This is a genomic window from Chryseotalea sp. WA131a (genome assembly GCA_025370075.1).
Classification (GTDB): domain Bacteria; phylum Bacteroidota; class Bacteroidia; order Cytophagales; family Cyclobacteriaceae; genus ELB16-189.
Genome location: CP073016.1, coordinates 2,709,453 through 2,734,061, shown reverse-complemented (window position 1 = coordinate 2,734,061; position 24,609 = coordinate 2,709,453). Strand labels below are relative to the sequence as shown.

At 42.9% G+C, this 24,609-nt stretch carries 24 protein-coding genes; 18 read left to right on the top strand and 6 right to left on the bottom strand.

Annotated features, from left to right (window positions below; genetic code table 11):
- Positions 1–130: 130 nt before the first annotated feature.
- From KA713_12455 to KA713_12440, 4 genes are all read left to right on the top strand, one after another.
- Positions 131–3,448, top strand: coding sequence for a TonB-dependent receptor (locus KA713_12455; GenBank protein UXE65300.1), 3,318 nt, complete (start codon positions 131–133; stop codon positions 3,446–3,448).
- A 77-nt stretch (positions 3,449–3,525) separates the two neighbouring features.
- The gene (locus KA713_12450) at positions 3,526–4,962 is read left to right on the top strand and encodes a transporter substrate-binding domain-containing protein (GenBank protein UXE65299.1); all 1,437 of its coding nucleotides are present in this window, start codon (positions 3,526–3,528) and stop codon (positions 4,960–4,962) included.
- A gap of 50 nt (positions 4,963–5,012) precedes the next feature.
- The gene (locus KA713_12445) at positions 5,013–5,294 is read left to right on the top strand and encodes a type II toxin-antitoxin system Phd/YefM family antitoxin (GenBank protein ID UXE65298.1); all 282 of its coding nucleotides are present in this window, start codon (positions 5,013–5,015) and stop codon (positions 5,292–5,294) included.
- Positions 5,272–5,577 carry a type II toxin-antitoxin system RelE/ParE family toxin gene (locus KA713_12440; protein ID UXE65297.1) on the top strand — a complete coding sequence of 102 codons (306 nt, stop codon included), beginning with the start codon at positions 5,272–5,274 and terminating at the stop codon, positions 5,575–5,577. Before KA713_12445 ends, KA713_12440 begins: the two co-directional genes overlap by 23 nt.
- Here KA713_12440 and KA713_12435 read toward each other — a convergent pair.
- From KA713_12435 to KA713_12420, 4 genes are read right to left on the bottom strand one after another with little or no spacing between them, the layout of a single operon-like run.
- The gene (locus KA713_12435) at positions 5,559–6,914 is read right to left on the bottom strand and encodes an FAD-dependent monooxygenase (GenBank protein UXE65296.1); all 1,356 of its coding nucleotides are present in this window, start codon (positions 6,912–6,914) and stop codon (positions 5,559–5,561) included. The two genes, KA713_12440 and KA713_12435, sit on opposite strands and share 19 nt — an antisense overlap.
- A 6-nt stretch (positions 6,915–6,920) precedes the next feature.
- Positions 6,921–8,189 (bottom strand): kynureninase, encoded by a 1,269-nt coding sequence (kynU, locus tag KA713_12430; protein UXE65295.1) that lies wholly within the window; start codon positions 8,187–8,189, stop codon positions 6,921–6,923.
- The gene (locus KA713_12425) at positions 8,186–8,707 is read right to left on the bottom strand and encodes a DinB family protein (GenBank protein UXE65294.1); all 522 of its coding nucleotides are present in this window, start codon (positions 8,705–8,707) and stop codon (positions 8,186–8,188) included. Before KA713_12425 ends, kynU begins: the two co-directional genes overlap by 4 nt.
- A gap of 2 nt (positions 8,708–8,709) precedes the next feature.
- A complete protein-coding gene (locus KA713_12420; GenBank protein UXE65293.1) occupies positions 8,710–9,237 on the bottom strand; it encodes a 3-hydroxyanthranilate 3,4-dioxygenase in 528 nt (175 codons plus the stop codon).
- A 71-nt stretch (positions 9,238–9,308) separates the two neighbouring features.
- Here KA713_12420 and KA713_12415 point away from each other — a divergent pair, with 71 nt between their 5' ends.
- Genes KA713_12415 through KA713_12395 form a run of 5 tightly spaced genes read left to right on the top strand, consistent with a single transcriptional unit; the run spans position 9,309 to position 12,299 of the window.
- Entirely contained in the window at positions 9,309–10,094 is a 786-nt protein-coding gene (locus KA713_12415) for an SDR family oxidoreductase (protein ID UXE65292.1), read from the top strand.
- A gap of 41 nt (positions 10,095–10,135) precedes the next feature.
- Positions 10,136–10,327 carry a hypothetical protein gene (locus KA713_12410; GenBank protein UXE65291.1) on the top strand — a complete coding sequence of 64 codons (192 nt, stop codon included), beginning with the start codon at positions 10,136–10,138 and terminating at the stop codon, positions 10,325–10,327.
- A gap of 58 nt (positions 10,328–10,385) precedes the next feature.
- Positions 10,386–10,589 (top strand): hypothetical protein, encoded by a 204-nt coding sequence (locus tag KA713_12405; GenBank protein ID UXE65290.1) that lies wholly within the window; start codon positions 10,386–10,388, stop codon positions 10,587–10,589.
- The gene (locus KA713_12400; GenBank protein ID UXE65289.1) at positions 10,586–10,837 is read left to right on the top strand and encodes a hypothetical protein; all 252 of its coding nucleotides are present in this window, start codon (positions 10,586–10,588) and stop codon (positions 10,835–10,837) included. The genes KA713_12405 and KA713_12400 overlap by 4 nt, the downstream gene beginning before the upstream one ends.
- A 13-nt stretch (positions 10,838–10,850) precedes the next feature.
- On the top strand, positions 10,851–12,299 hold the full coding sequence (locus KA713_12395; GenBank protein ID UXE65288.1) for an aldehyde dehydrogenase: 1,449 nt from the start codon (positions 10,851–10,853) through the stop codon (positions 12,297–12,299).
- Here the strand turns inward: KA713_12395 and KA713_12390 are convergent.
- Positions 12,296–12,598: a type II toxin-antitoxin system RelE/ParE family toxin gene (locus tag KA713_12390; GenBank protein ID UXE65287.1), complete on the bottom strand. Its 303-nt coding sequence runs from the start codon at positions 12,596–12,598 to the stop codon at positions 12,296–12,298. The genes KA713_12395 and KA713_12390 overlap by 4 nt on opposite strands.
- Positions 12,580–12,819, bottom strand: coding sequence for a hypothetical protein (locus KA713_12385; GenBank protein UXE65286.1), 240 nt, complete (start codon positions 12,817–12,819; stop codon positions 12,580–12,582). Before KA713_12385 ends, KA713_12390 begins: the two co-directional genes overlap by 19 nt.
- A gap of 23 nt (positions 12,820–12,842) precedes the next feature.
- Here KA713_12385 and KA713_12380 point away from each other — a divergent pair, with 23 nt between their 5' ends.
- The 9 genes from KA713_12380 to KA713_12340 all read left to right on the top strand — a co-directional run bounded on the left by KA713_12380 (position 12,843) and on the right by KA713_12340 (position 24,602).
- The gene (locus KA713_12380; protein ID UXE65285.1) at positions 12,843–13,508 is read left to right on the top strand and encodes a nicotinamide mononucleotide transporter; all 666 of its coding nucleotides are present in this window, start codon (positions 12,843–12,845) and stop codon (positions 13,506–13,508) included.
- Positions 13,505–14,026: an ATP-binding protein gene (locus tag KA713_12375; protein UXE65284.1), complete on the top strand. Its 522-nt coding sequence runs from the start codon at positions 13,505–13,507 to the stop codon at positions 14,024–14,026. Before KA713_12380 ends, KA713_12375 begins: the two co-directional genes overlap by 4 nt.
- A 34-nt stretch (positions 14,027–14,060) precedes the next feature.
- On the top strand, positions 14,061–14,411 hold the full coding sequence (locus tag KA713_12370; protein ID UXE65283.1) for a hypothetical protein: 351 nt from the start codon (positions 14,061–14,063) through the stop codon (positions 14,409–14,411).
- Between the two features lie 100 nt (positions 14,412–14,511).
- The gene (locus KA713_12365) at positions 14,512–15,621 is read left to right on the top strand and encodes an outer membrane beta-barrel protein (protein UXE65282.1); all 1,110 of its coding nucleotides are present in this window, start codon (positions 14,512–14,514) and stop codon (positions 15,619–15,621) included.
- A 2-nt stretch (positions 15,622–15,623) separates the two neighbouring features.
- Positions 15,624–19,952 (top strand): CusA/CzcA family heavy metal efflux RND transporter, encoded by a 4,329-nt coding sequence (locus KA713_12360; GenBank protein UXE65281.1) that lies wholly within the window; start codon positions 15,624–15,626, stop codon positions 19,950–19,952.
- A gap of 16 nt (positions 19,953–19,968) precedes the next feature.
- Positions 19,969–21,132 (top strand): efflux RND transporter periplasmic adaptor subunit, encoded by a 1,164-nt coding sequence (locus KA713_12355; GenBank protein ID UXE65280.1) that lies wholly within the window; start codon positions 19,969–19,971, stop codon positions 21,130–21,132.
- A gap of 142 nt (positions 21,133–21,274) precedes the next feature.
- Entirely contained in the window at positions 21,275–23,071 is a 1,797-nt protein-coding gene (mutL, locus tag KA713_12350; protein UXE65279.1) for a DNA mismatch repair endonuclease MutL, read from the top strand.
- 11 nt (positions 23,072–23,082) lie between these two features.
- Positions 23,083–23,661, top strand: a complete 579-nt coding sequence (locus KA713_12345; GenBank protein ID UXE65278.1) for a rhomboid family intramembrane serine protease — start codon at positions 23,083–23,085, stop codon at positions 23,659–23,661.
- A gap of 89 nt (positions 23,662–23,750) precedes the next feature.
- Complete coding sequence (locus KA713_12340) at positions 23,751–24,602, top strand: rhomboid family intramembrane serine protease (protein UXE69115.1); 852 nt, start codon at positions 23,751–23,753, stop codon at positions 24,600–24,602.
- The last annotated feature ends 7 nt before the right edge of the window (positions 24,603–24,609 follow it).

The following is a 24,609-nucleotide window of genomic DNA, read 5'->3' as shown; positions in this document are numbered from 1 at the left end:
AATACGGGATAAACGGTATCCCAATGTTACCAAATTGTTAACAAAATTAGGGAATAATTTAAAATAGACATCGTAAAGAGTTATCACGAAAAGGATACTTTTGCCCCTGATTAAAAAACCAAAAAAGCTTATGAGAAAAAATTTACTGCTGACTTTGACGCTTCTCCTATCGGCAACGGTAGGGCTGATGGCGCAAGGAGTTACCACCGCTTCGATCAGCGGAAAGGTGACAGGAATAAAAAGTTCGGTGACTGCCGAACAACGGACTACTTCTCCTGGCGAAGTTTTACCAGGTGCGAATGTGGTAGCAACACACACACCTTCTGGAAGTACGTATGGAGCCACCACACAAGCCGATGGCCGTTTTGTTATTCCAGGTATGAGAATTGGAGGGCCATATGTCGTTAAGGTCTCATTTGTTGGATACAAGGAGACGAGCTATACTGACATTTATCTTAGCTTGGGGGCAGTTGCTAACCTGGATATTCAATTACCGGAGGAATCAACAGATTTAGAGGCGGTTGTGGTTTCAGCTGATAAGAGCGATATTTTTAGTGCTGACAGGACCGGAGCGGGGACAAACATCACGAAACAAACGATCAACTCACTACCCACAATCAGCCGCTCAATTAATGACTTTACGAGATTGACTCCACAAGCGAATGGACGTTCCTTTGCCGGAACAGACGCTAGATTGAATAACATTACAATTGATGGATCAATTTTCAACAACAGTTTTGGTTTGGCTGACCAGCCTGGCGGTCGCACGGGCTCTACACCCATATCGTTAGATGCGATTGAGGAAGTTCAAGTAAACATAGCTCCTTTCGATGTTCGGCAGGCAGGCTTTACAGGTGCCGGTGTGAACGCAGTGACACGTAGCGGAACGAACGAATTTAGCGGTTCGGTTTTCTACAACATACGGAACGAATCATTCGTTGGTACAAAGGCAAAAGATTTGCCTGTTGTAGTAAATAGTTTTGATGTCAAGCAATATGGCTTTAGAATAGGGGGTCCGATTATTAAAGACAAATTGTTCTTTTTTGCCAATGCCGAACTTGAAAGAAGAACCGAGCCAGCCACCAACTTCAGGGCAAACACAGGCACTGAACCTGTTACCGGCAACGTGACACGTGTGTTAGCGTCTGATTTGGACGCTTTGAGCTCTTTTCTCAAGAGTACTTATGGCTACGAAACCGGTCCTTATCAAGGCTATAACAATGAGTCATTCAGTGACAAGTTTTTGATAAAGTTTGATTACAACATCAACCAAAACAACAAGTTAAGTCTACGTTACAATTATTTAGATTCAGAAACAGATGTATTGTTAAGTAATAGCGCTTCACTTGGTTTTGGCGCCAGAAGGTCAAATAATAATGCATTAAACTATAAGAATTCAAACTATAAGCAGACAGAGAAAATACAATCAGTAATTGCTGAGTTGAACTCCCGAATTAGTGGTAAGTTATCTAATCAGATTATTGCTGGATATACCTTCCAAAATGAAGATCGAGGTTCTGCGGGTAACTTGTTTCCGTTAGTGGAGATTCAGAATGGAGGCACGACTTATATAACGTTTGGTTCTGAGCCTTTCACGCCAAGTAATAAACTGAATTATAAGACCTATCAGTTTCAGGACAATTTAACCTACTACGGTGGCAAACATACCGTAACGGCTGGCTTCAACTTTGAGCGATTTGAGTTTGAAAATGTGTTTTTCCCAGGTTCGCAAAGCGTTTACGTGTATAATAGTCTTGCAAACTTCTATGCTGCTACTGACGCCAATCCCACTAATGATCCTACTCTGAGGCGGTTCCAATTGCGCTATTCCGGTCTTCCGGGAGGAGCCGAGCCAGTTCAGCCAACCAAGGTGAACTATATGGGATTGTACCTGCAAGACGAATTCCAACCAATTGAAAGATTAAAAATCACGGCTGGTATTCGTTTTGATGTTCCAAGTTTTGAGAATACTGGTAGAACAAATACTTCGGTTGAACCACTTTCATTTAATGATGCGAACGGAAATGCAGGCTATAAAATCAATACTTCAAAATTGCCTGATGCGAATGTGCTGATTTCTCCGCGTTTTGGGTTTAACTATGATGTATTTGGAAATAGATCAACTCAGGTAAGAGGAGGTACAGGTTTGTTTACTGGTCGTCCTGCGTTTGTGTGGATATCAAACCAGATTGGTAACAATGGTGTGTTAACAGGTTTCGAGCAATTAGATAACACTCTGATCAGACCATTCAGTCCCAATCCGGCTGCCTATATTCCTGCTACGCCTACGTTGCCAAGTTCCGTTGAACTTGCTGCTACAGACCCGAGCTTTAAGTTTCCTCAAATCTGGCGATCAAATTTAGCGGTTGATCAGAAGCTTCCTTTCGGCTTGGTAGGTACGTTAGAGTACATCTATTCAAAGGATGTAAATGGAGTTACGTATTGGAATGCAAATTTACCGGGTGCTCAATCGTCTTTTGTTGGACCTGATACTAGAGCCCGTTGGACAAACAATAGAGTAAATCCTGGCCCAGGCTTCACCGTTACAAGTGCAGAGGTTCTTTCCAATAATGACCAAGGTTATTCTACTTCACTTACAGCCATGCTATCCAGACCTTTCAAAAATGGATTTACTGCCATGGCAGCATACAATTACGGTGAATCCAAAAATGTATTAGACGCAGGTTCAATCGCGAGAGGTTCATGGACAGGAAATGCCATCGTAAACAATCCAAACAAACCAGATCTGGCTTTTTCTAGCAACGATCAAACGCACAGAGTGATCGCATCTGCAAGCTACCGCAAGGAATACCTAGGATTTGCAGCTACTCAGATATCAATGGTTTGGGAGAGCAGAACGCAAGGTCGATTTAGCTACGTTTATTCTGGCGATGCCAATGGTGATGCAGCTACTGGAAACGACCTAATCTGGGTTCCTCGTGACGCAGCTACCGATTTAATCTTTGACAATACATGGGATCCGGATGGATCTGGGCCATTGACAGCAGGTTCCTATTCTGCCGCTCAGCAAGCAGCCGACTTTAATGCCTATATCTCGCAAGATGAATATCTCAGTTCAAGAAGAGGTCAATATGCTGAACGCAATGGCGCATTGCGCCCATGGCTCACTAGCGTTGACTTAAGCATTGTCCAAGAGTTTTTTGTTAAGGTAGGAGACAAAGGGAAAAGGAACACCATCCAAGTAAGAGCAGATTTCACTAATATCGGTAATCTATTGAATAGTGCTTGGGGGGTTTCGGATTTAAACGTTCAAACACAGCTTTTGAATCGTTCTGGTTTTACTGCTGCCGGGGAACCGATATACAGATTTACTCCTCTTTCAACTGCGGGAGGCACCATTACTCCTGTTTCGAGAACTTATCAAACACGTACAACGATTAATGATGTTTGGCAGGCACAGCTAAGCCTTCGGTATATTTTCAACTAAATTAGCACTTCAAATTTTTCAAAAGACCGCCTTTTAGGCGGTCTTTTTTTTTATCTCTTTTCTGCCTACCTTCACTAATGGCTAGAAAGGCGGTAGTCGTTTTTTTTCTCACAATTGCGCTTTTGGCAACGCATTGTAAACCCGTGGCCGATCAACCAACCTTTTCGCAAACTCCGCAAGTAGAATTTGACCTTCCTGCCATTCAGAAACGGGGCTACTTAGAAGCCATTATCGATAACAACTCGGTCAGCTATTTTATTTACAAAGGCACACCCATGGGCTATGAGTATGAGCTGTTGCAGCAGTTGTGTAAGTCGCTAAAAGTAAAATTGAAAATTAAAGTAATCTCCGGCATTGATGAGGCCATCAATCAATTGAACATTGGCGGTGGAGATGTATTGGCTTTTCCGTTGACCGTTACAAAAGAGCGAACTAATTATTTATCTTTTACACAGACCCATTTTAATACCTATCAAGTATTGGTACAAAAGAAGCCAGCCAACTGGCGCATGCAGCCGCCAGCGGTGGTGGAGAAAAAACTAATTCGCAACCCCATCGAACTAGTTGGTAAAGAAGTCCACGTGCTAAAAAGTTCTTCGTTTAGTGAGCGGTTGAAAAATTTATCGCACGAAGTAGGTGGTGATATTTTGATCAAGGAAGACAGTGCTTTGGCGGAAACAGAATCGTTGATTCGAAAGGTGGCCACGGGTGAAATAAAATACACGGTCACCGATCAAACCATTGCCTTGGTCAATTCATTGTATTACCCGAACTTGGATATTAACACCACCGTAAGCTTGCCACAGCAAATTGCTTGGGGAGTGAGACAAAATTCTCCCTTGTTGTTAGCGGCCACAAACCAGTGGCTGCTGCAGGTAAAGCGGAACGGAATCTTCCAAACGATATATGATAAGTATTTTAACTCCCCGCGATTTTCAATAACCATGGCAGAAAGCGATTATTCAACGTTAGGCGGACAAAAACTTTCCCCCTATGACGAGCAACTTAAAAAAGGAGCGGAGCAATTGGGTTGGGATTGGCGCTTGGTGGCTTCCATCGTTTATCAAGAATCACATTTTGATCCCAATGTAAAATCGTGGGCGGGTGCCATTGGGCTGATGCAACTGATGCCGGAGACGGGCGATTATTTTGGTGTCCACAATCTTTGGGATCCGCAAACAAACATCAAAACGGGTATTCGTTTTTTGAAATTTTTGGATGACTATTGGGTAAAAACGGTAACCAACCCTGACGAGCGAATGAAGTTTGTGTTGGCTTCCTACAATGTGGGCTTGTCTCACGTGATCGATGCGCAGAAGCTAGCCCGAAAAAATGGACGCAATCCCGCGAAGTGGACAGACGAAGTAGAATATTTTCTTTCACAAAAGTCAAATCCAAAATACTATCGAGATGCGGTGGTGGCCGCAGGCTATTGCCGATGCGATGGCCCCGTGCGTTATGTGAAGGAAGTGTTGGAACGATACGAAGAATACAAGATACATATTGAAGCCTAAAATTTAGGAGTGCTCTTGGAAGTATCATTTAAGTGATATAATTTTGATACATGGCGATTATAAAACCAATTTCAGATTTGCGGAACAAATCGAATGAAATCTCAGAGATGGCGCATGCTACGCAGGAACCTATTTACATAACTAAAAATGGGGAAGGCGACCTAGTAGTCATGTCAATTCAGGAGTATCGGAAACTCGAAAGAAAACTCGACTTGTTTGCTAAACTGTCGGTTGCACAAGCGCAGTGGGATCAAGGTGATCGAGGCCGACCTTATCGTGACGTAATGAAGGACATTCGAAAAAGACTTGATGAGCGGAAAAGTAAGGGTTAATATTCTTTCTCAAGCCGAGGAAGACATCGAAGAAATTATTGACTTTATTTTCGAGGATCGGCCAAGTGCTGCGGATAGTATTTTTGAAAAATTTCAGATAGCTTTCTCTCTCTTGGCAAAGAATCCATCGGCAGGTCGAAAAGCGAGGGACAAAAGATTGAGTCTTTTAGGTTATCGTTATTTGGTGGTAGGTAATTACTTAATTTTTTATAGCATTAAGTCCAATGCAGTTTACGTTTACCGAGTTTTACACGGAGCTAGAAATTACACCGAAATACTCTGATCATTCAATTTTTCAATAATCTCCTCAAATCGTAGCTGTTCCCAAGATGTTGTAATATTAGGTAATCGAAGAACTTCTTCCATTATTTTCTTTTGCTTTTGTCCCGTGGCGTAGGCAACCGCGTAGGGTATGTCTTCGCGAAAGGTGACCATCGAGTAAAGTGGAATCCATTGGGTGGGGTAACGTTTATGAAGTTCGGCTTCAATCTTTTTTCGGAGAATGAAATCAGGGTCGTTTACCAAGTCGCGCATCTCAATAAAATTATCGAGTGCCAACTGCGCAATGGCATCGGCATTTGGCTTTCGCAATTCTTGAAACGCGGGCAAAACTTTTTCCCAATCATCACGATGTTTATCCAACAATAAATTTAATTCGCGACAATCTTCAAAGCCAGCATTCATGCCTTGGCCATAAAACGGAACGATGGCATGGGCAGCATCGCCAATCAAAAGTGTTTTATTTTTTACCCATGGAAAACATTTTACGGTCACCAACGAAGAGGTCGGGTTGTGAAAAAAATCTTTTAGTACCTCAGGCATTAACGCGTGCGCGTCTGGAAACACGCGCTTAAAAAAAGAGGCTACATCCTGCTCTGTTTTTAATTGGTTAAAGGAAGGCTCTCCATCAAAGGGAAAAAATAACGTGAGTGTGAAACTACCGTCAGGATTGGGCAATGCAATGAGCATGTAACTTTCGCGTGGCCAAATGTGGAGTGCATTTTTTTCCATTTGATAATTGCCAGCTTGATCGGATGGAATGTGCAATTCTTTATAACCGTGATCGATGTAGTCTTGTTGATAATCGAACCGATCGGTGAGTTGCATCGCTAGCCGAACAGCCGAGAACGCACCATCTGTGCCGATGATTAAATCGAAATTAGATGTTTGAGTTTCGTGGTTTGAAGTTTGAAAGGTGATGGATGTTTTTTCAAAATTAACCTGTTGAATTCTTCTTTCAAAAAAGAAATTGACACCTAAACGCTCGGCTTCACTCATCAATATCTTATTCAACCCACTTCGCGAAACAGAATTGATGTATTCTCCTTCTTTTCCGTACGGTTGAAAATTGAGGTGGCCTTGCAAATCGTGGATCATGCGGCCATGCATAGGAATAGCTTCTTTCTTTAACGCATCGGCCAAACCAACTTCTTCTAGTGCGCGAATGCCACGGTTGCTCAAGGCAAGATTAATCGATCGTCCGCCTTCATATCCTTTTTTGCGCATGTCGGGTCTGCGCTCAAAAACCGAAACTTGATACTCTCTTTTCCGTAGATAGATGGCCAACAACGAACCAACTAATCCAGCACCGATAAGGGCAATGTGTTTTTTGTTTGACACAACTATTTACTTTAATGAATCTCTAAAAATTTTAATAAATCTAAACACATCCTCAAATGAATTGTACAATGGCACGGGTGCCACACGAATGACATTTGGCTCGCGCCAATCGGCTATGACTCCTGCTTTCGCAATTTTATTGAATACCTTCTTGCCATCTTTTTTCATCAAGATAGAAAGCTGGCAACCCCGCTCGTTGGCATTGGCGGGCGTGATGATTAGAAAATGTTCTTTTTCTAAATCAATTTGCTGCAACAAAAAGTATAAATAGCCCGTCAGCAGTTCGCTTTTCTTCCTCAATTTTTTAATGCTGGCATTCTCAAAAATTTGTAGCGAAGCTTGCAAGGCACTTCCAGACAATACTGGAAAATTAGAAACCTGCCAGCCATCTGCCCCAGGCATGGGCACAAAACCTTTCTTCATTTGAAAGCGCTCTTTTTCGTCATGCCCCCACCATCCGGCCAAGCGCGAAAGTGAAAAATCTTTTGCATGGCGTTCATGAACAAACGCTCCGGCCACTCCTCCCGGCCCAGCATTTAAATACTTGTAACTGCACCACACAGCAAAATCAACATTGTGTTTGTGCAGTTGCAACGGCACATTACCGATGGCGTGCGCCAAGTCAAAACCAACCATCGCACCAGCCTTATGACCAGCTTTGGTGATGCTTTCTATATCGAAGAATTGACCCGAATAATATTGCACCGCACCGAAAATGACTAGCGCCAATTGGTCGGAATTTTCTTTGATGGCGCGAACAATATCTTCGGTGCGAAGGGTAAACTCGCCCGGTCGTGGTTTTAGTTCAATCAATCCATCGTTATGATTGACATAGCGAAACTTGAATTGCGATTCAAACGCATATTGATCGGATGAAAAAGCGCCTGCTTCAGTTATAATCTTATACCGCAAAAAGGTTGGATTATAAAAGGTAGCCATCATCAAATGCAAATTAACGGTGAGCTGATTCATGGCCACTACCTCAATCGGTTTTGCTCCTACCAATTGCGCCAGCACCTTCTTGCTGAATTTATGATAATGTAACCATGGCCTGCGTGCATGAAAATGACCTTCCACTCCAAGCTTCGACCAATCTTCCAATTCTTCATTCACAAATTCTTTGGTGATCTTAGGCTGTAAACCCAACGAATTGCCAGTAAAATAAAGAGGAGTTCTTCCATTTATTTTTGGAAAATGAAATTGAGAGCGGAAAGATTTAAGTGGGTCTTGTTGATCTAACTGTTTTGCAAAAGCCAGTGAATTTTCAAATTTCATTTTAGCGAAAGATTGTTTTTTACTTGAATGTGATGATGTTGTACATGATAGATGGTGAAGTAAAGCATTTCGCGTAACGTTAATTTTCCCATTAAGGGATGAGGCAATAGCAATAAGTCCAATTCATTTTCTGAAAACCCTTCTACTTTTTTGCACAGCGCTTCAACGATTGCATCTAATTTGGATGCTTCGCTCGATACGTTTCTCTTTTTTTCAGGTATATACCTTTTGGGTGCTTTTCCTCCTTCTGCTAATTTGCCTTGGTACTTGGCAACTAATTGCTCATAGTTTTTTGATGGCCTGTTTGCTTTGCCAAAAGCAATTTTGAATAAAAAGTGTGGCAGTGAGAAGGCTAACTTAACAGGTGCCAAACTTTTAATGATATGGTCCAGTTGTTCTGCGGCACTCCATTTATTGTTAGAATGGGTGCTTACTTTTTCGGGTGGAATTGATTGAACAAATTGACTAAAATCCAAGTAATGCTTATGAAGCTCGCGTATGATTTCTTCTTTTTTCATTCTTATACAAATCGTTTGTCTGTTTCCATTACTGTACCGCACTTCTTACAAGTCCGTAATTCCACGGATCCATAAAAGTCGCGGAAACGCGGAATGAAATCTTTTTCGATGTTTTCCAGGTGAAATTTATATTCGTGTAGTTTGTTGTTGCAGTTTTCACAAAACCACATTAGGCCATCGTCTTCGGTTGTGGTGCGTTTACATTCAATCACCAACCCAATTGAATTAGGTGTGCGAATGGGCGAGTGCGGTACGCGTGCGGGTAACAAAAACATATCGCCTTCATTCAACGGAATATCCACTGCCTTGCCGTCTTCTTGGATTTTTACCGTGATATTGCCTTCCAGCTGATAGTACAATTCTTCGGTTTCATTGTAGTGATAATCTTTTCGTGCATTGGGGCCTGCCACAATCATCACAATGTAGTCGCCTGCATCGGCATACAGATTTTTGTTGCCAACCGGAGGCTTTAACAGTGCACGGTTTTCTTCAATCCACTTATTCAGGTTAAAAGGTCTGCGAATAGACATGGCATTTTGTGGTTTTAAATTCAGAATGTGCTAATTTAACAACAAATATTTTAACGACTTAGCGGTATTTTATGAATCTAAATTTGACTGGCAAAAGGGCAGTTGTTTGCGGCAGTACCCAAGGCATTGGCAAAGCTTCAGCCATGGAGCTGGCGCAACTGGGGGCATCCATCACTTTAGTGGCACGCAATGAAGAAAAATTGAAAGAGACGCTCACAGGGTTGCCTACCGCGCACGGCCAGCAGCACAATTATTTGATTGCTGACTTTAGCGAACCCAACAAACTCAAAGAAGTGATCAGTGCTTTCGCGAAAGCAAACAAGACCCATATTCTTATCAACAACACAGGCGGTCCACCCGCAGGCCCTGCAATCGAGGCTAACCCAGAAGAATTTCTAAAGGCCTTTTCAGCTCATTTGATTTGCGGGCAGCATTTGGTGCAGGCACTGGTGCCAAGTATGAAAGCGGAGGGGTATGGAAGAATCGTAAATGTGATCTCCACTTCCGTAAAAATACCCATCAAGGGATTGGGTGTTTCTAATACCATCCGCGGAGCGGTAGCCAATTGGTCAAAAACATTGGCAACAGAATTAGCGCCTTACGGGATAACGGTGAACAATGTATTGCCGGGAACAACCCTAACAGGTCGATTGGAATTTGTAATCAAGAGTAACGCAGAGCGCACGGGCAAATCGTTTGATGAAGTGAAGCAGAAAATGATTGAAGAAGTACCCATTGGCAGAATTTCAGAGGCGGAAGAGGTGGCCGCAGCCATTGCCTTTTTGTGTAGTCCCGCGGCAGGTTATATTACCGGAATCAACTTGCCGGTGGATGGAGGACGAACAGGAAGCTTGTAACTGCTGCTGATAATTTGTTGGCGGTAAGTGCCGATAACAATATGGTGGTATTTGATTTGGAAAATCAACTCCTTGTAAAGAACCGAAAGCGGGTGGTCGGATTTTCGAAAATTAGACCTTCCGTGAGGACTTATTTGGTTGACCATGGCATTGCTTCCGCCCACGTAACGGGAAAAGGAAATGGTGCCACTTGCCTGTTTCCAAAGGAGAAACGGAAGAAGAACGGTTGCTGAACATACGAGTTGAATTTGTGATTACTAAGAAGTAAGAAACTTTTTGTAGCTTCGCTATATGGTAAATGAACTAAAACAAGCCGTTGATAAAGCTGAAAAACTTTCTGTAAATGATCAGCAAACCATTGCTCGACTTATTTTGGATGAAATTGAATGGTCCCAGACTTTTCGAGACTCACAGAATAATTTGGTGACTTTAGCGGAGGAGGCAATTTCTGAATTCAGAACGGGTAAGACAAAACCATTAGACTTAAGTGAGTGATTGCCCGTACTACTGATCGATTTAGGAAATCGTTTGCCAAACTACCTGATCCCATAAAAGAGAAAGCCAGAAAGGCTTATGCATTGTGGAGGCAAGATCCATACCATAGCAGTTTGAACTATAAGCAAATTCACGAGGTAAGACCTATCTATTCTGTTCGAATAGGCTCCATCGAGCTATCGGAGTCAAAGAAAATGAAACACTTATTTGGTTTTGGATTGGATCACATGAAGACTACAATAATTTGATCAATCAATTGTGATGGAAAAAATCTTCAACTACATCAATGGCCAACTGCTTGCACCGAATGCAGGCAACTATTTAGAAAACATAAATCCTGCCGAGGGAAAAGTGTACTCACTTATACCCGATTCAGATGCGAGCGATGTGGCCCTAGCCACGGAGGCTGCCCAAGCAGCGTTTCCGGGTTGGTCGAGTTTACCAAATGCACAACGAGCAGCCGTGCTTCAAAAAATTGCTGACCTCATTGATCGCGACTTTGAAAAACTTTCGTTGGCCGAAAGCATTGATAATGGAAAGCCAGTATCACTAGCGAAGGTAATGGACATACCACGCGCCTCGGCCAATATGCGCTTTTATGCAACAGCAGCCATGCATGTTTCTTCTGAATCGCACCTCACCGAAGGCGAAGCCATCAATTACACCTTACGTTCTCCCATAGGCGTGGTCGGTTGTATCTCGCCTTGGAATCTTCCTTTGTATTTATTCACTTGGAAAATTGCTCCTGCTTTGGCTGCAGGTTGCACGGTGGTGGCCAAACCATCAGAGCTTACACCGATGACGGCCTATTTGTTTTCTAAGCTGTGCATAGAAGCAGGTTTGCCAAAAGGTGTGCTCAATATTGTTCACGGATTGGGTAGTAAAGTCGGCCAATCAATTGTGGAGCATCCAACTATTTCGGCTATCTCTTTTACAGGAGGCACCCTTACGGGAAAAACCATTGCGGCAACTGCGGCACCGATGTTTAAAAAACTTTCATTAGAGTTGGGTGGCAAAAATCCAAATTTGGTGTTTGCTGATTGTGATTTTGAAAAAGCCATGGCCACTTCCATTCGCTCTTCGTTTTCAAACCAAGGCGAAATATGTTTGTGTGGATCGCGCATTTTGGTAGAGCGAAGTGTGTACGACAGATTTGTGGAAGAGTTTGTGAAGCGGACAAAGAGTTTAGTAATAGGTGACCCGCTCGATGCCAAAACAAATTTGGGTGCGTTGGTCTCAGAAGCGCACCTTAATAAAGTGCTCTCCTATATTGAATTGGCCAAGCAAGAAGGCGGAATCATTTTAACAGGAGGTAAACGAATAAAAATAAATGGCCGATGCGAAGATGGTTATTTTGTTGAGCCAACCGTAATCACCGGGCTCAACCATCTTTGCCGCACCAACCAAGAAGAAATCTTTGGCCCCGTTGTAACCATTCTCCCTTTCGATACCGAAGAAGAAGCCGTGATGATGGCCAACAGCACACACTATGGTTTGGCCGCTACCATCTGGACAGAAAATTTATCGCGCGCGCACCGGGTGGCGCAACAAGTGAAGAGCGGCATCATCTGGATCAACTGCTGGCTGCTACGCGATTTGCGCACGCCCTTTGGCGGCATGAAGCAAAGTGGCGTAGGCAGAGAAGGTGGATGGGAAGCAATGAAATTTTTTACGGAGGCGAAGAATGTGTGTGTGAAGGTTAGCAACTAAATCTTATCAATCCTATATTTTGGATTTTGTCTGCCATCCCAAAACGACACAACTTCAACATAAAACTTACTCACTTCATAGAAGATAAGAAAATCATTTTTTACAATTACTCTGGTTTCTTTGTTTTCTGTCAGATGGCCCAATTCTGGGTAGGCAATTAGAAGGCTTATCAATTTCTCCACTCTATCCAATATTTTTGTGGAGTATTTGGTGTTGCCATTTCTTTCGATATAAAAATCAAGGATATGGAGTAATTCTTTTTCTGCCCGCGCGGACCAAATTATTTTCCTTTTATCCATTCGCGTGCACTTTTCATGACCACTCCATGTTCTTTGAAATCACCTTTTTTTATCTGTTTTCGACTCATTGTGATACTCTTTTTTTGCTCATCTGTGAGAGGAAATAGATTGTCGGCAACGTTTATACGGATAAGCTTCAAATCTTCCATGCCACTCAGTAACTTTTTGGCTTTAGGGTTGATGATTTTTATTTGAACAGTTTCCATAGCTTTGAATTTCATTTAAAGTTACGTTAAAAATCTGAATGGCAGACTTCTTCTCACACCAATCCATTTTTTTCACCATCCTCGGCTACCCCATGAGCTACCTCGAGTTTTTTGGTACGCTCTCGGGTGCGATAGCGGTATGGCTCTCTGCAAAAGAAAATATTTGGAGTTGGCCAATTGGTATCATTAACGTGGTACTATTTTTCTTTTTATTCTTTCAAGTGCAGTTATATCCCGATATGTTTTTGCAAATTTTCTTTTTCATCACCAACCTGATGGGCTGGTGGCGGTGGACGCATCCTGCCAAAGAAGAAGAAAACCAAAAGAATCAACTGCGGGTAAGCCTCATGCCTACTAAAATGCTTGCTAGTATGATTTTGATTGGGTTGGTTGGAACAGTTACCATGGGCCTTCTTGCAAAAAACCTTCACGAATTTTTTCCGGTGCTGTTCAGCCAACCAAGTGCTTTTCCGTTTGCCGATTCGTTTGTTACCGTCATGAGTATTGTGGCCACTTACCTGATGGTGCAAAAAAAAGTAGAATGTTGGCTGGTGTGGATTGCGGTAGATGTAGTAGCTTGTTCCCTCTATTTTTCAAAGGACATTATGTTGGTAGGTATCGAATACGTGGTGTTTTGTTTTATTGCGGGGTTTGGATTTTTGAATTGGAAAAAGCAATACCGATCAAATGTAAAGGCTGTATGATCGATGGGATAAAACTAATCTGCTTCTACGGTCCCGAGAGCACGGGCAAATCCGTCATGGCAAAAAAGTTTGCTGAAATTTACCAAACTGAATTTGTGCCTGAAGTGGCCAAGGAAATCGTTTCGAGTAATGAATTTACAATCGAAGATATTATTCGGATAGGGAAGGCACAAACCGAGCGCGTGATGGAGAAAACGAAAATTGCCAACAAGTTTCTTTTCTGCGATACCGACTTGATCACCACCCAAATTTATAGTCGTCATTACCTCAAAATCGTTCCTCCCATTCTCTACCAACTGGAGAAACAGATAACTTATGACACTTATTTTTTATTTGATGTTGATGTGCCATGGGTGGCAGATGGCTTACGCGATTTGGGAGCTCATCGAGCCAAAATGTTTGACGCTTTTAAGGATGAATTAGAGAAAAGAGGCATCTCTTACACGTTGGTTAAAGGAAGTTGGGTTGAAAGGCAGCAAATCATTGAACAAAATCTGAAATTATTACTTTCAAAATAGGGTGCTTTTGTTTTTTTTCTATTTTTGCGCCACTTTGAAAAAGTCCATCAGCATCATCAAAAAGCACATCCAACCATTGGCCTGGTTGGTATTGGTCTGCTTTTGTTTGATCAGTCCCTACCAGTTTTTTAATCAGAATGAGCTGGCAGACCTTTCACAAGAGGTAGAGAAGTGCGTAATCACCGCGGATGAGGTAGAAAATTTTGCAGAGTACAGAAATAGCGAGGTTCATTCCATTTCCACCGATCCGATCGGTCAATTTTTTCTTGCTTTTTCTGCAACCTATTTTGTTATCAAATCTTTTGATCAAACAAGAACCGTAAACCTTCGCCAAGATTTTAGGCAGCCGCCCAATACTGTCTTGCTTTGTGTTTTTAGAATCTGATTGAGCCCAAACTCTTTTTGTTTGGTGTTTCACTCTTTATCAGATTTTAAATAATGAAAAAATCTTTTTTGTACTAAGTAGTATTTGTTGCGTTATTCAATTGCGATCTCAAGATATTGATTCGGCAGATCAAGTGGTGTACCATCATGGACCAAAAAAGGGCAAACTAACCATGCACGGGTATCTTGATTTCATCTATGCGGCAGGCATTCAAGATCCTAACCGAGTTAACTCTGTTGATTTTGGAAGGCGGCAATACACCAGTTCGCCACTATATTCAGATAAATTCACTTTACCCTATGCCTACATAGGGTCTACCTACCAAATGGATAAACTTACCTTTCGGTTGGCATTGCATGTGGGCGACATTGTAGAATCGCTTTATGCGCAAGAATTGGAATCGATGCGCATGGTGCGTGAGGCAAGTTTGAATTATCAGTTCACGAAAAAGTTTTCAGTCGAAGCAGGAATATTCCCATCCTTGTACGGATTTGAAATTTTTCTAAGCAAAGAAAACCTACACGCCACACGTGGCTACATTGCCGACTTTGCGCCCGACTACGAAGCGGGCGTTCGCTTCAAATATCAAATCAATAATTTTTGGTCTGGTCGCATTATGGTTTTAAATGGCTGGCAAGAAATCAAAGACTCTAACGGAAAAAAGGCACTGGGCTTTGTGGCACAGTATGACAATCGCAAAAACACATTTTTCAACTGGGGAATTTACTTGGGTGATGTGAGAGAGATAGGTGAGTCTTTTTCTCGCAATCGTGTGTATCACAATATTTTTTGGAAGAGGACTGTAAACCGTTGGACTTTTGTGCCCATGCTTGACTTTGCTCACCAGCAACAATCAGAAAACAATAATGAAGTGCTTTTTATGATTGCCCCAGCACTTTCAGTTCGATATAGCTTTAACAGCAATTGGGCTTTGGCATCGCGTTGGGATATGGTCAATGACCCCAAAAACATGATTCCGGAGCTGAATGGTAAATTAGTGACCCCTAGTTTGGTCAATGCCGCTAATAATCCTAACGGCTGGCAATCAAATAGCGTAACTTTAACCCTCGAACGATTGTTAAGTGAGAATTTTACCGTTCGTATGGAAGGCAGGTACGCCCTTAACAAGGATAAGTTATTTTTGGACGGCCCTAATAGGTTAGTGGATTATGATGGGTATGTCTTGATTTCGATGGCCGCAAATTTTTAAGTATGATAGATAAGTTAATCGTATTCAGTGTTCGCAACAAACTGTTCATCGGCATTTTGGTGGCGGCATTGATAGCGTGGGGCAGTTACTCACTTTCTAAACTTCCGGTAGATGCCGTGCCCGATGTTACCAGCAATCAGGTTGATGTGATCACCAACAGCCCCAGCTTGGCTGCGCTGGAGATGGAAAAATTTATTACTGCCCCGTTGGAAATGGCCATGTCCAACATTCCAGGTTTGGTAGAGGTGCGTTCTGTTTCCAAGTTTGGATTATCGGTGGTAAAGTTGGTGTTTGATGATGATACCGATGTGTACTGGGCGCGCCAGCAAGTATTTGAAAGATTAGAAACTGTAAAGGCTGATATCCCCACTGAACTGGGTAAGCCATACATGGGTCCGGTATCAACGGGCTTGGGTGAAGTGTTTCAATATGTGATCAGGCCAAAAGATCCGAACGATAAATCTTTTTCGCTTGCTGAAATTAGAACCTTGCAGGACTGGGTCATTCGCAGGCAACTGCTGGGCATTCGTGGCATTGCCGAAGTAAGTGGCTTTGGTGGATACAAAAAAGAATACCAAACCACGTTAAAGTTAGAGCGCATGCGTGCGTTGGGTGTAACCATCGATGAAATTTTTGACGCACTCAGCACGGGCAATAGCAACACGGGCGGAGCTTACATCGAAAAAGACAATAAAGCTTTCACCATTCGTGGGATTGGATTGGCCACCACACTGGAAGAAATTGGCAATACCGTTATTCGTGTCAACAATCGCATACCTATTCTGGTAAAAGATGTGGCCGATGTTGATTTTGGCCACAGCATTCGTTATGGTGCCATCACGCTGAATGGCGAAGGTGAGGCCGTGGGTGGCATCATTATGATGGTGAAAGGAGAAAACGGAAGTGCTGTGATCACGCGCATCAAAGAAAGGATGCGCATCATTCAAGCACGCTTGCCTGAAGGGTTGATCATTGAACCTTTTATCGACCGAGAAAAAATTGTTTCGAAGGCAATCAAAACCGTTGGTACTAATTTGGTGGAGGGTGCATTCATTGTAGTGTTGGTGATTTTGGTATTCTTAGGAAACTGGCGTGCAAGTTTATTGGCAGCCTCGGTGATTCCCCTCTCTATGTTATTTGCGTTTGGATTGATGCGCCAATTCGATGTGGTGGGCAACCTCATGAGTTTGGGCGCCATCGACTTTGGTTTGCTAGTCGATCCATCGATTATCATTGTAGAATCGGTGGTTTTCTATTTGGCATTTTCCATGGCCAAGCATACCAAGGAAGAGAGCATGTCGCAAATAGAAAAAGAAAATATTGTGATTGAAGCCACACAAAAAGTAAAGAAGTCGGTGGTGTTTGGCGGATTGATTATTTTGATTGTGTACTTCCCCATCTTAACACTCTCGGGCATTGAAGGAAAAATGTTTGGCCCTATGGCCAAAACCGTAAGCTTCGCCATTTTTGGTGCCATTATTTTGGCGCTCACCTATGTGCCCATGATGAGCTCCATCATTTTGCAGCCACCAAAATCGGCTGATCATCATGGTTGGTCGGAAGTGGGCGTGCAATTTTTGTATCGATTGTACGAACCACTCATACGCTTCGGTTTAGCGAAACGAAATGTAGTGGTGGCCATTGCCATTGGCATTATGGTTTCGGGGGTGGTGGCGTTTAAATTTATTGGAGGAGAATTTATTCCCAAGTTGGCAGAAGGAGATTTGGTGATTGAAACCAATTTGCCCGTGGGCACTTCCATGACGGAGACCATCGCGCTCAGCAAAAAAATCCAAAAGATGTTGTTGCAAGCGTATCCCGATGAGATTGAGCGAATTGTTTCAAAAATTGGAACATCCGAAGTGCCGGTAGATCCCATGCCAATGGAAGCACAAGAAATTGTGGTGGTGCTCACCGACAAAAGCCAATGGAAGAAAGCGCACGACCAAGAAGAGTTGGTAGAGCAGATTGCAGTCTTGCTGCAGCGATACCCAGGTATCGTCAACTCGATTCAGCAACCCATTGAAAACCGTGTGAACGAATTAATGAGCGGTGCGCGTACCGATGTGGTGGTGAAACTCTTCGGCACAAGCCTAGACACCATGGTGGTGAAGGGCAATCAAATTATTAAAATCATAAAAGGGGTAGATGGTGCGGCCGATGTGCAGGAGAATAAAATCTTTGGACTGCCACAAATCAACATCAAGTACAATCGTAGCGCCATGGCACGTTATGGTATAACCGTGGCGCAAGTAAACCGTGCAGTGCTTACCGCTTTTGCGGGCGCACGAGCAGGCACCGTCTACGAAAATGACAAGCGATTTGATTTGTCCTTGCGCTTATCTGCTGAAGATCGGTCGAAAGCTGAAAGCATTGGTGGCCTTATTCTCAATGATATAGATGGCGACCCCATTCCACTCAAGGAGCTTGCTGATATCAATGAAGAAATTGGCCCCTCTGAAATTGGGCACGAAAATTTGCAGCGCAGAATGAACATCGGCTTTAACGTGCGTGGCCGCGATTTGGAGTCGGTGGTGAACGATGCCATGAAAAAAATAGGCGAGCAAGTAAATTTGCCTGCTGGCTATACAGTTGATTTTGGTGGGGAATTTGAAAATTTTAGAAGAGCAAAAGCACGATTGGCCATTGTGGTGCCTATTTCGTTGATCATCATTTTTGGATTGCTGTTCGCTACCTTCGGCACCGTAAAAGATAGTTTGTTGATTTATTCCGTGGTACCGTTATCTGCTGTGGGCGGTGTTTTTTCTTTGTTGATCAGGCAAATGAACTTTAGTATTTCGGCAGGGGTTGGGTTTATCGCATTGTTTGGTATTGCAGTATTGAACGGTATCCTCATCATTAGCCGGTTCAACGAATTGGAGCAAGAAGGAGTGACCAACGTAAACGATCGTGTTTTGCAAGGGTTGAAAGATCGGTTCCGCCCGATTTTGATGACATCGGCTGTGGCGGCACTGGGCTTTTTGCCCATGGCCTTATCCACCAGTGCGGGGGCTGAAGTACAAAAGCCATTGGCCACGGTGGTAATCGGTGGTTTGTTTACGGCTACTATCTTAACCTTGTTAATTTTGCCGGTGATCTATACTTTCTTTGTTAAAAAACCGAAAATGCCAAATACATCATTTATCGCCACCACCCTTGTGTTGTTCATGCTCGCTTTGCCTAGCACCGCGCAACAACATCAGCCCATTACGCTGGACAGTGCGCTCACTATGGCGTTGAAAAAAAACCCGGAGATGACGTTGGCGCAGCAACGCATCGATCAGCAAATAAAACTGAAACCGGCCACGTTTAATTTGCCAACGCCTGATTTGGTTTTTGAGGCTCCCACAGGTCAAGATTTACGCCCAGGCATTTTGCAAGTAATCGATTATCCGGGTGTTTACACAGCTCAAGGCCGAACGCAGCGTACACGCATTCAGTTAACGGAAACAGAAAAAAACATCACCATCAATAATCTTAAATTTCGGTTACGGGCTGCCTACAATCAATTGCAATTTTCGTTGGCGAGAACACGCTTGTTGCAAAGCCAAGATTCGGTTTATTTCGATCTGTTGAAGGTGAATGAAATCCGTTACCGTGTTGGGCAGATTTCTTCCTTGGAAAAAATCAACGGTGAGTCGCAGTACAAGCGTATTCAATATTCGTTAAAAGTTTCGCGCAACGAATTGCGCAATGCCAAGTATCAATTCAATTTATTGATGGGCCGCCCCAATGATACCACTTACATTCCGGCCGAGGCGCTGCGGAAAAGTTCGTATCAATTTGTTTTTACGCCAGTCGATACTTCCTACATTTCCAACAACCCATTGCTGGATTACAGTTACCGAAACGTAACGCTGAATAGAAATCAGTTGAAGGTAGAACGCAGAAGAAGAATACCCGGCCCTGTGTTAGGATACTTGAACCAAGGCACGCCTGATACCGGAATTGAACCGCGTCTGCGATTGGGTATTACCCTACCCGTGTGGCAATGGGTTTTCCAGTCAAATATCAACGCAGCCAAAAAGGGAATTGAAATTGCGCAAACACAACAATTGTTAACCGCCTATCAACTTAATACCGAATACGCGAAAGCACAAGCTGATTACCGACAGAATCGTGACAACGTAACCTACTTTGAATCGACCGGATTGCCCGAAGCTTCCGAGATTTTACGCAACGCACGCGAAAGTTTTCGGTTGGGCAGCATTACGTATTATCAATATCTGCAAAACGTAGAGTTGTCGTACACCATCCGGCAAAATTATTTAGAGACATTAAAAAACTATAACCAAGCCATTATCAACCTTATTTACCTGAAAGGTGAGTAATACAATTATTTATTACATGAAGAATCTATTTATCCTGCTTTTCATTCTGTCCCTACTATCGTGTGGAGAAAAGAAGACAGCCTCTATTGCCACAGACGAAAACACTACGGTAGTTTCCATAGCCGATAGTTCACTTGTGTTGATGGATGTGCAATTGACAGCTCCCGAAATCAAACAAGTAGAATCAAATATTTACCTGGCGGGCAAGGTAATGGCCATCCCAAACTTTCGCGCTTCGGTAAGCACTGATATTTCGGGTAAGATTGATAACATCATGGTGCGGGAAGGAACGTACGTGAAAAAAGGTATGCCCCTCATGTCGCTGCGTAGCATGGAGGTGATTGAATTGCAAAATCAGTTTTTTGAAGCGAGGGCACAGCGCGACTTCTTACAGTTGGAATTCAAACGCCAAGAGGAGTTGATCAAAAATAACATCGGTGCCCTGGTTGATTTTCAAACGACCGAATCAAAATTGCGGGCAGCCGAAAGCAAAGTAAATGCCTTGCAGGCCAAACTTATGTTGTTGGGCTATTCCAAAGAGTTCATCAACAACCCTGAAGTAGCATCAAACGTGATGATTTTGGCACCTATTGACGGATACGTTTTTAAATTGCCTGTGCAAATTGGAATGCTGGCAACTACCGATGTAACGCTTGCAGAAATTGTGAACAACCGTGAGTTGATGGCCGATGTGTTTGTGTACGATAAAGACCTCGATAACATCACCGAAGGTCAGCCTGTAGAAATAGATTTTATTACCCACAGCTATCCTTCTGTCATTGGTTCAGTAGCCCACATCTCGCGTGCCATCGATCCCCAGACAAAAGCGGTAACCGTGCACGTAAAATTTACGGCACCAGCGGATAAGTTGGTGTTACCTGATATGAGCGTTCGTTGCGTGATTGTGAAGAAGGAAAGCCTGACGCCCAAGTTGACCGTTCCGCTGGCAGCTATTTTAACGGAGGAAGATCACCACTTTGTTTATTTAAGCTTTACCAATGAGAACAAGAATAAGGAAACCATGATGCACAAATACCGGGTATCGTTGGGCAACCAAAACGAAAAGCAAGTACAGATTGCGTTCGCGAATGAACCCACCGGAGATTACCGTATTGTTACCAAAAATTTGATGATAGTAGAAAACGAGCGCAAGAAAAAGAGTGGGATGACATTTGAATAAGCTTTTTTATTTTAGTAGGCAGTAGGCAATTTTTCACATTGGTGAACCTCCGCTCTTTGCCTACTGCCTACTTACCAATTTATCGAGTTCAACTCCTCTATGCCGTTCGGTAAGTTATCTGTAAATTTGGGTTTATTTTTTCATGCCCGATATCATTCACCTGCTTCCGGATTCCATTGCCAACCAAATTGCCGCAGGCGAAGTGGTGCAGCGCCCCGCTTCGGCTGTAAAGGAGTTGATGGAGAATTCCATTGATGCCGGGGCAACTTCCATTCAATTGATTGTGAAGGAAGCGGGCAAAGCGCTGATTCAGATAATTGACAATGGCAATGGCATGAGCGAAACAGATGCCCGCTTAAGCTTAGAGCGGCATGCTACCTCCAAAATCAGAAAGGCCGAAGATTTGTTTCAACTGCGCACCATGGGCTTTCGTGGGGAGGCATTGGCTTCCATTGCGGCCGTTTCGCAATTTGAAATGAAGACAAAGTTGGCAACAACCGAGTTGGGCACTTTTTTGTTGGTGGAAGGATCAGAAGTGAAAAAGCAAGAGCCGGTAGCGTGCGAGAAAGGAACCAGCATCAGCGTCAAGAATTTGTTTTACAATATCCCAGCGCGCAGAAATTTTTTAAAGTCAAATTCGGTGGAGATGCGCCACATCATCGATGAGTTTTTCCGATTGGCGTTGGCAAATCCTGCGCTGTCTTTTTCATTAATGCAAGGCGATGAATTGATTTATGAATTGCCACCAGCCAAGCTAAGTCAGCGCATTGTTACCTTGTTTGGAAAAAACTACCAGCATCAATTGGCACCCAGCCAAGAAGAAACTTCGTTAATCAAAGTGACTGGCTATGTGGGCCGACCGGAATCTGCCAAGAAAACTCGGGGCGAGCAATTCTTTTTTGTGAATAACCGCTACATCCGCAACAATTATTTGCACCATGCGGTAACGACTGCGTATGAAGGCTTGCTTCCCGAAAATAGTTATCCGTTTTATGTGTTGATGGTGGAGATTGACCCCAAGCATATTGACGTGAACGTTCACCCCACCAAAACAGAAATAAAATTTGATGATGAACGGGCCGTGTATGCCGTGGTGTGGTCGGCAGTGAAACAAGCCTTGGGCACACACAACTTAGCACCGGCCATCGATTTTCAAGCCGATGTAAATTTGACCCACAAGTTGGCTGCCCAACCTATTACGAATCAACACTACTTTGACGAGCAATTTGCCACCTCCTTTAAGCGCAGCAACCTAGAAAATTGGGAACGGATGTTTGATGACGAAAGCAACTCAAAACTGTTTGCGCCCACGCAGCCAAAAGAATTGATTTTTGAAAGTGCGATTAATCTCCATCACGATTCGAGTGAACAGGTATTTGAAAAAGGCATCTTTCAATTCCAACAAAAGTACATTGTGCGGTCGACCAAAAGTGGGTTGATGATCATCGATCAACAAGCGGCTCACGAGCGGATACTGTTTGAAAAATATAGTGGACAGTTGAAATCAAACAATGGCCACAGCCAGCAGAGTTTGTTTCCGCAGACCATATCCCTTAGCGCACCCGATTTTGCGTTGGTAATTGAAATGGAAAAAGAAATTGCTGCACTCGGTTTTCGGTTTGAACTATTTGGGAAGAATGCCTTGTTGATTACGGGCACACCCACCGATATGAAAATGGGGGAGAAGGCATTGTTGGAAGGGTTGATTGAGCAATTCAAAAAAAATCAATCTGAGTTGCAATTGCCCATACAAGAAAATTTGGCACGTGCGATGGCCAAGCGCACCAGCCTGCGCACAGGCGAAAAATTAGGTATTGCGGAAATGGAAGCGTTGGTGGAAAGATTATTTGCCTGTGCCAATCCCAATTATTCCCCGGAAGGAAAGCCAACATTTTTCACCCTTGACACGTCTAAGATAGAAAGTTACTTTAATCGTTAGTTTTAGAAGATATGTTTAATATTACTCCACTGGTTAGAACAATCATTATTATTAATGTAATCGTGTTTTTAGCCCAGAATCTCTTGGAAGGTCTGTACGTAACACAGTATTTGTCCTTATGGGATTTTAAATCGGGACTTTTTAGGCCTTACCAATTTTTTACCTACATGTTTGCGCATGGCAGCTTCATGCACATATTTTTTAATATGTTGGCATTCGCTTCGTTTGCACCTATTCTAGAATCGTATTGGGGGGAAAAGAAGTTCTTATCGTTTTACATCATAACAGGAATTGGCGCAGGCGTGATTTATGCAATCTTTAATTATTTTTTTCCTGGCAATGGTGGATACATGTTGGGTGCATCCGGAGCACTGTATGGAATTTTGATGGCGTTTGGGTTACAATTCCCTAACTTGGAGATTATGTTGTTGTTTCCGCCCATTCCGTTGAAAGCAAAGTACATGGTGTTTGTAATGGGGTTCATCACTTATGCAATGGATCGATCTGGCTCAGTGGCACACTTGGCACACTTTGGTGGTGCCTTGGTGGCTTATCTTGTTATGACGTATTGGCGAAGTCAAGGAAAATAAAAAGTATTCCTATTATTTTTGCTAATCAGAAATAAAAATTTGTGTTAGAAGAATTTAAAAACGCCTTTAGCAAACCCAACAACGCCCACATGCAGTTGATCATCATCAACGTGGTGGTGTTTGTTACTATGGGAATAATCCTTGTCGTATCTGAGATTGGAGGATTTAGAGGATTTTTCGATGCAATACATTTGCAGTTTCAAATCCCAGCAAAATTCCAAGAATTTATCTTCCGACCTTGGACGATACTTACTTACTCGTTTATGCATGAAATTCCGGGAATCTTGCATATACTTTTCAACATGCTAACCTTGTATTGGTTTGGGAAACTGTTTGTAGAATATTTGGGTAGTGACAAGCTCATAGCAGTTTATATTTTAGGTGCAATATCTGGGGCTTTAGTTTATCTACTTTCTTATAATCTCATTCCTTACTTTGTAATGAGATCGGTAAACTCAAATGTAGTGATGGTTGGGGCTTCAGCAAGTATTGATGCGATTGTGGTTGCTTCTGCTACCTTGTTGCCAGAGTATACATTTTTCTTACTTTTCTTTGGCCCCGTTAGAATAAAATACTTAGCTGCTATTATTGTTTTTCTTTCCTTTCTTGGTACTGTAAGTTCTAATGCTGGTGGTAATTTAGCTCACTTAGGCGGGGCATTGATGGGTTTCATTTATACCAAGCAATTGCAAGCAGGCATTAATTGGGGCGCGTGGATAACGGGCACTATTGATGCCATTAAATCATTGTTTGCACCTAAGCCGAAAGTAAAAATCACCTACCGCAAAGAAGAACCTAAAGTTCAAAAGAAGACTTCATCTACTTTCACAAAAGCTTCACAAGAAGAAATCGATACCATTCTCGATAAAATTTCCGACAAAGGCTACGAAAGCCTCTCCAAAGAAGAGAAAGAAAAACTCTTCAATGCCAGTAAGAAATAAGTTTTTG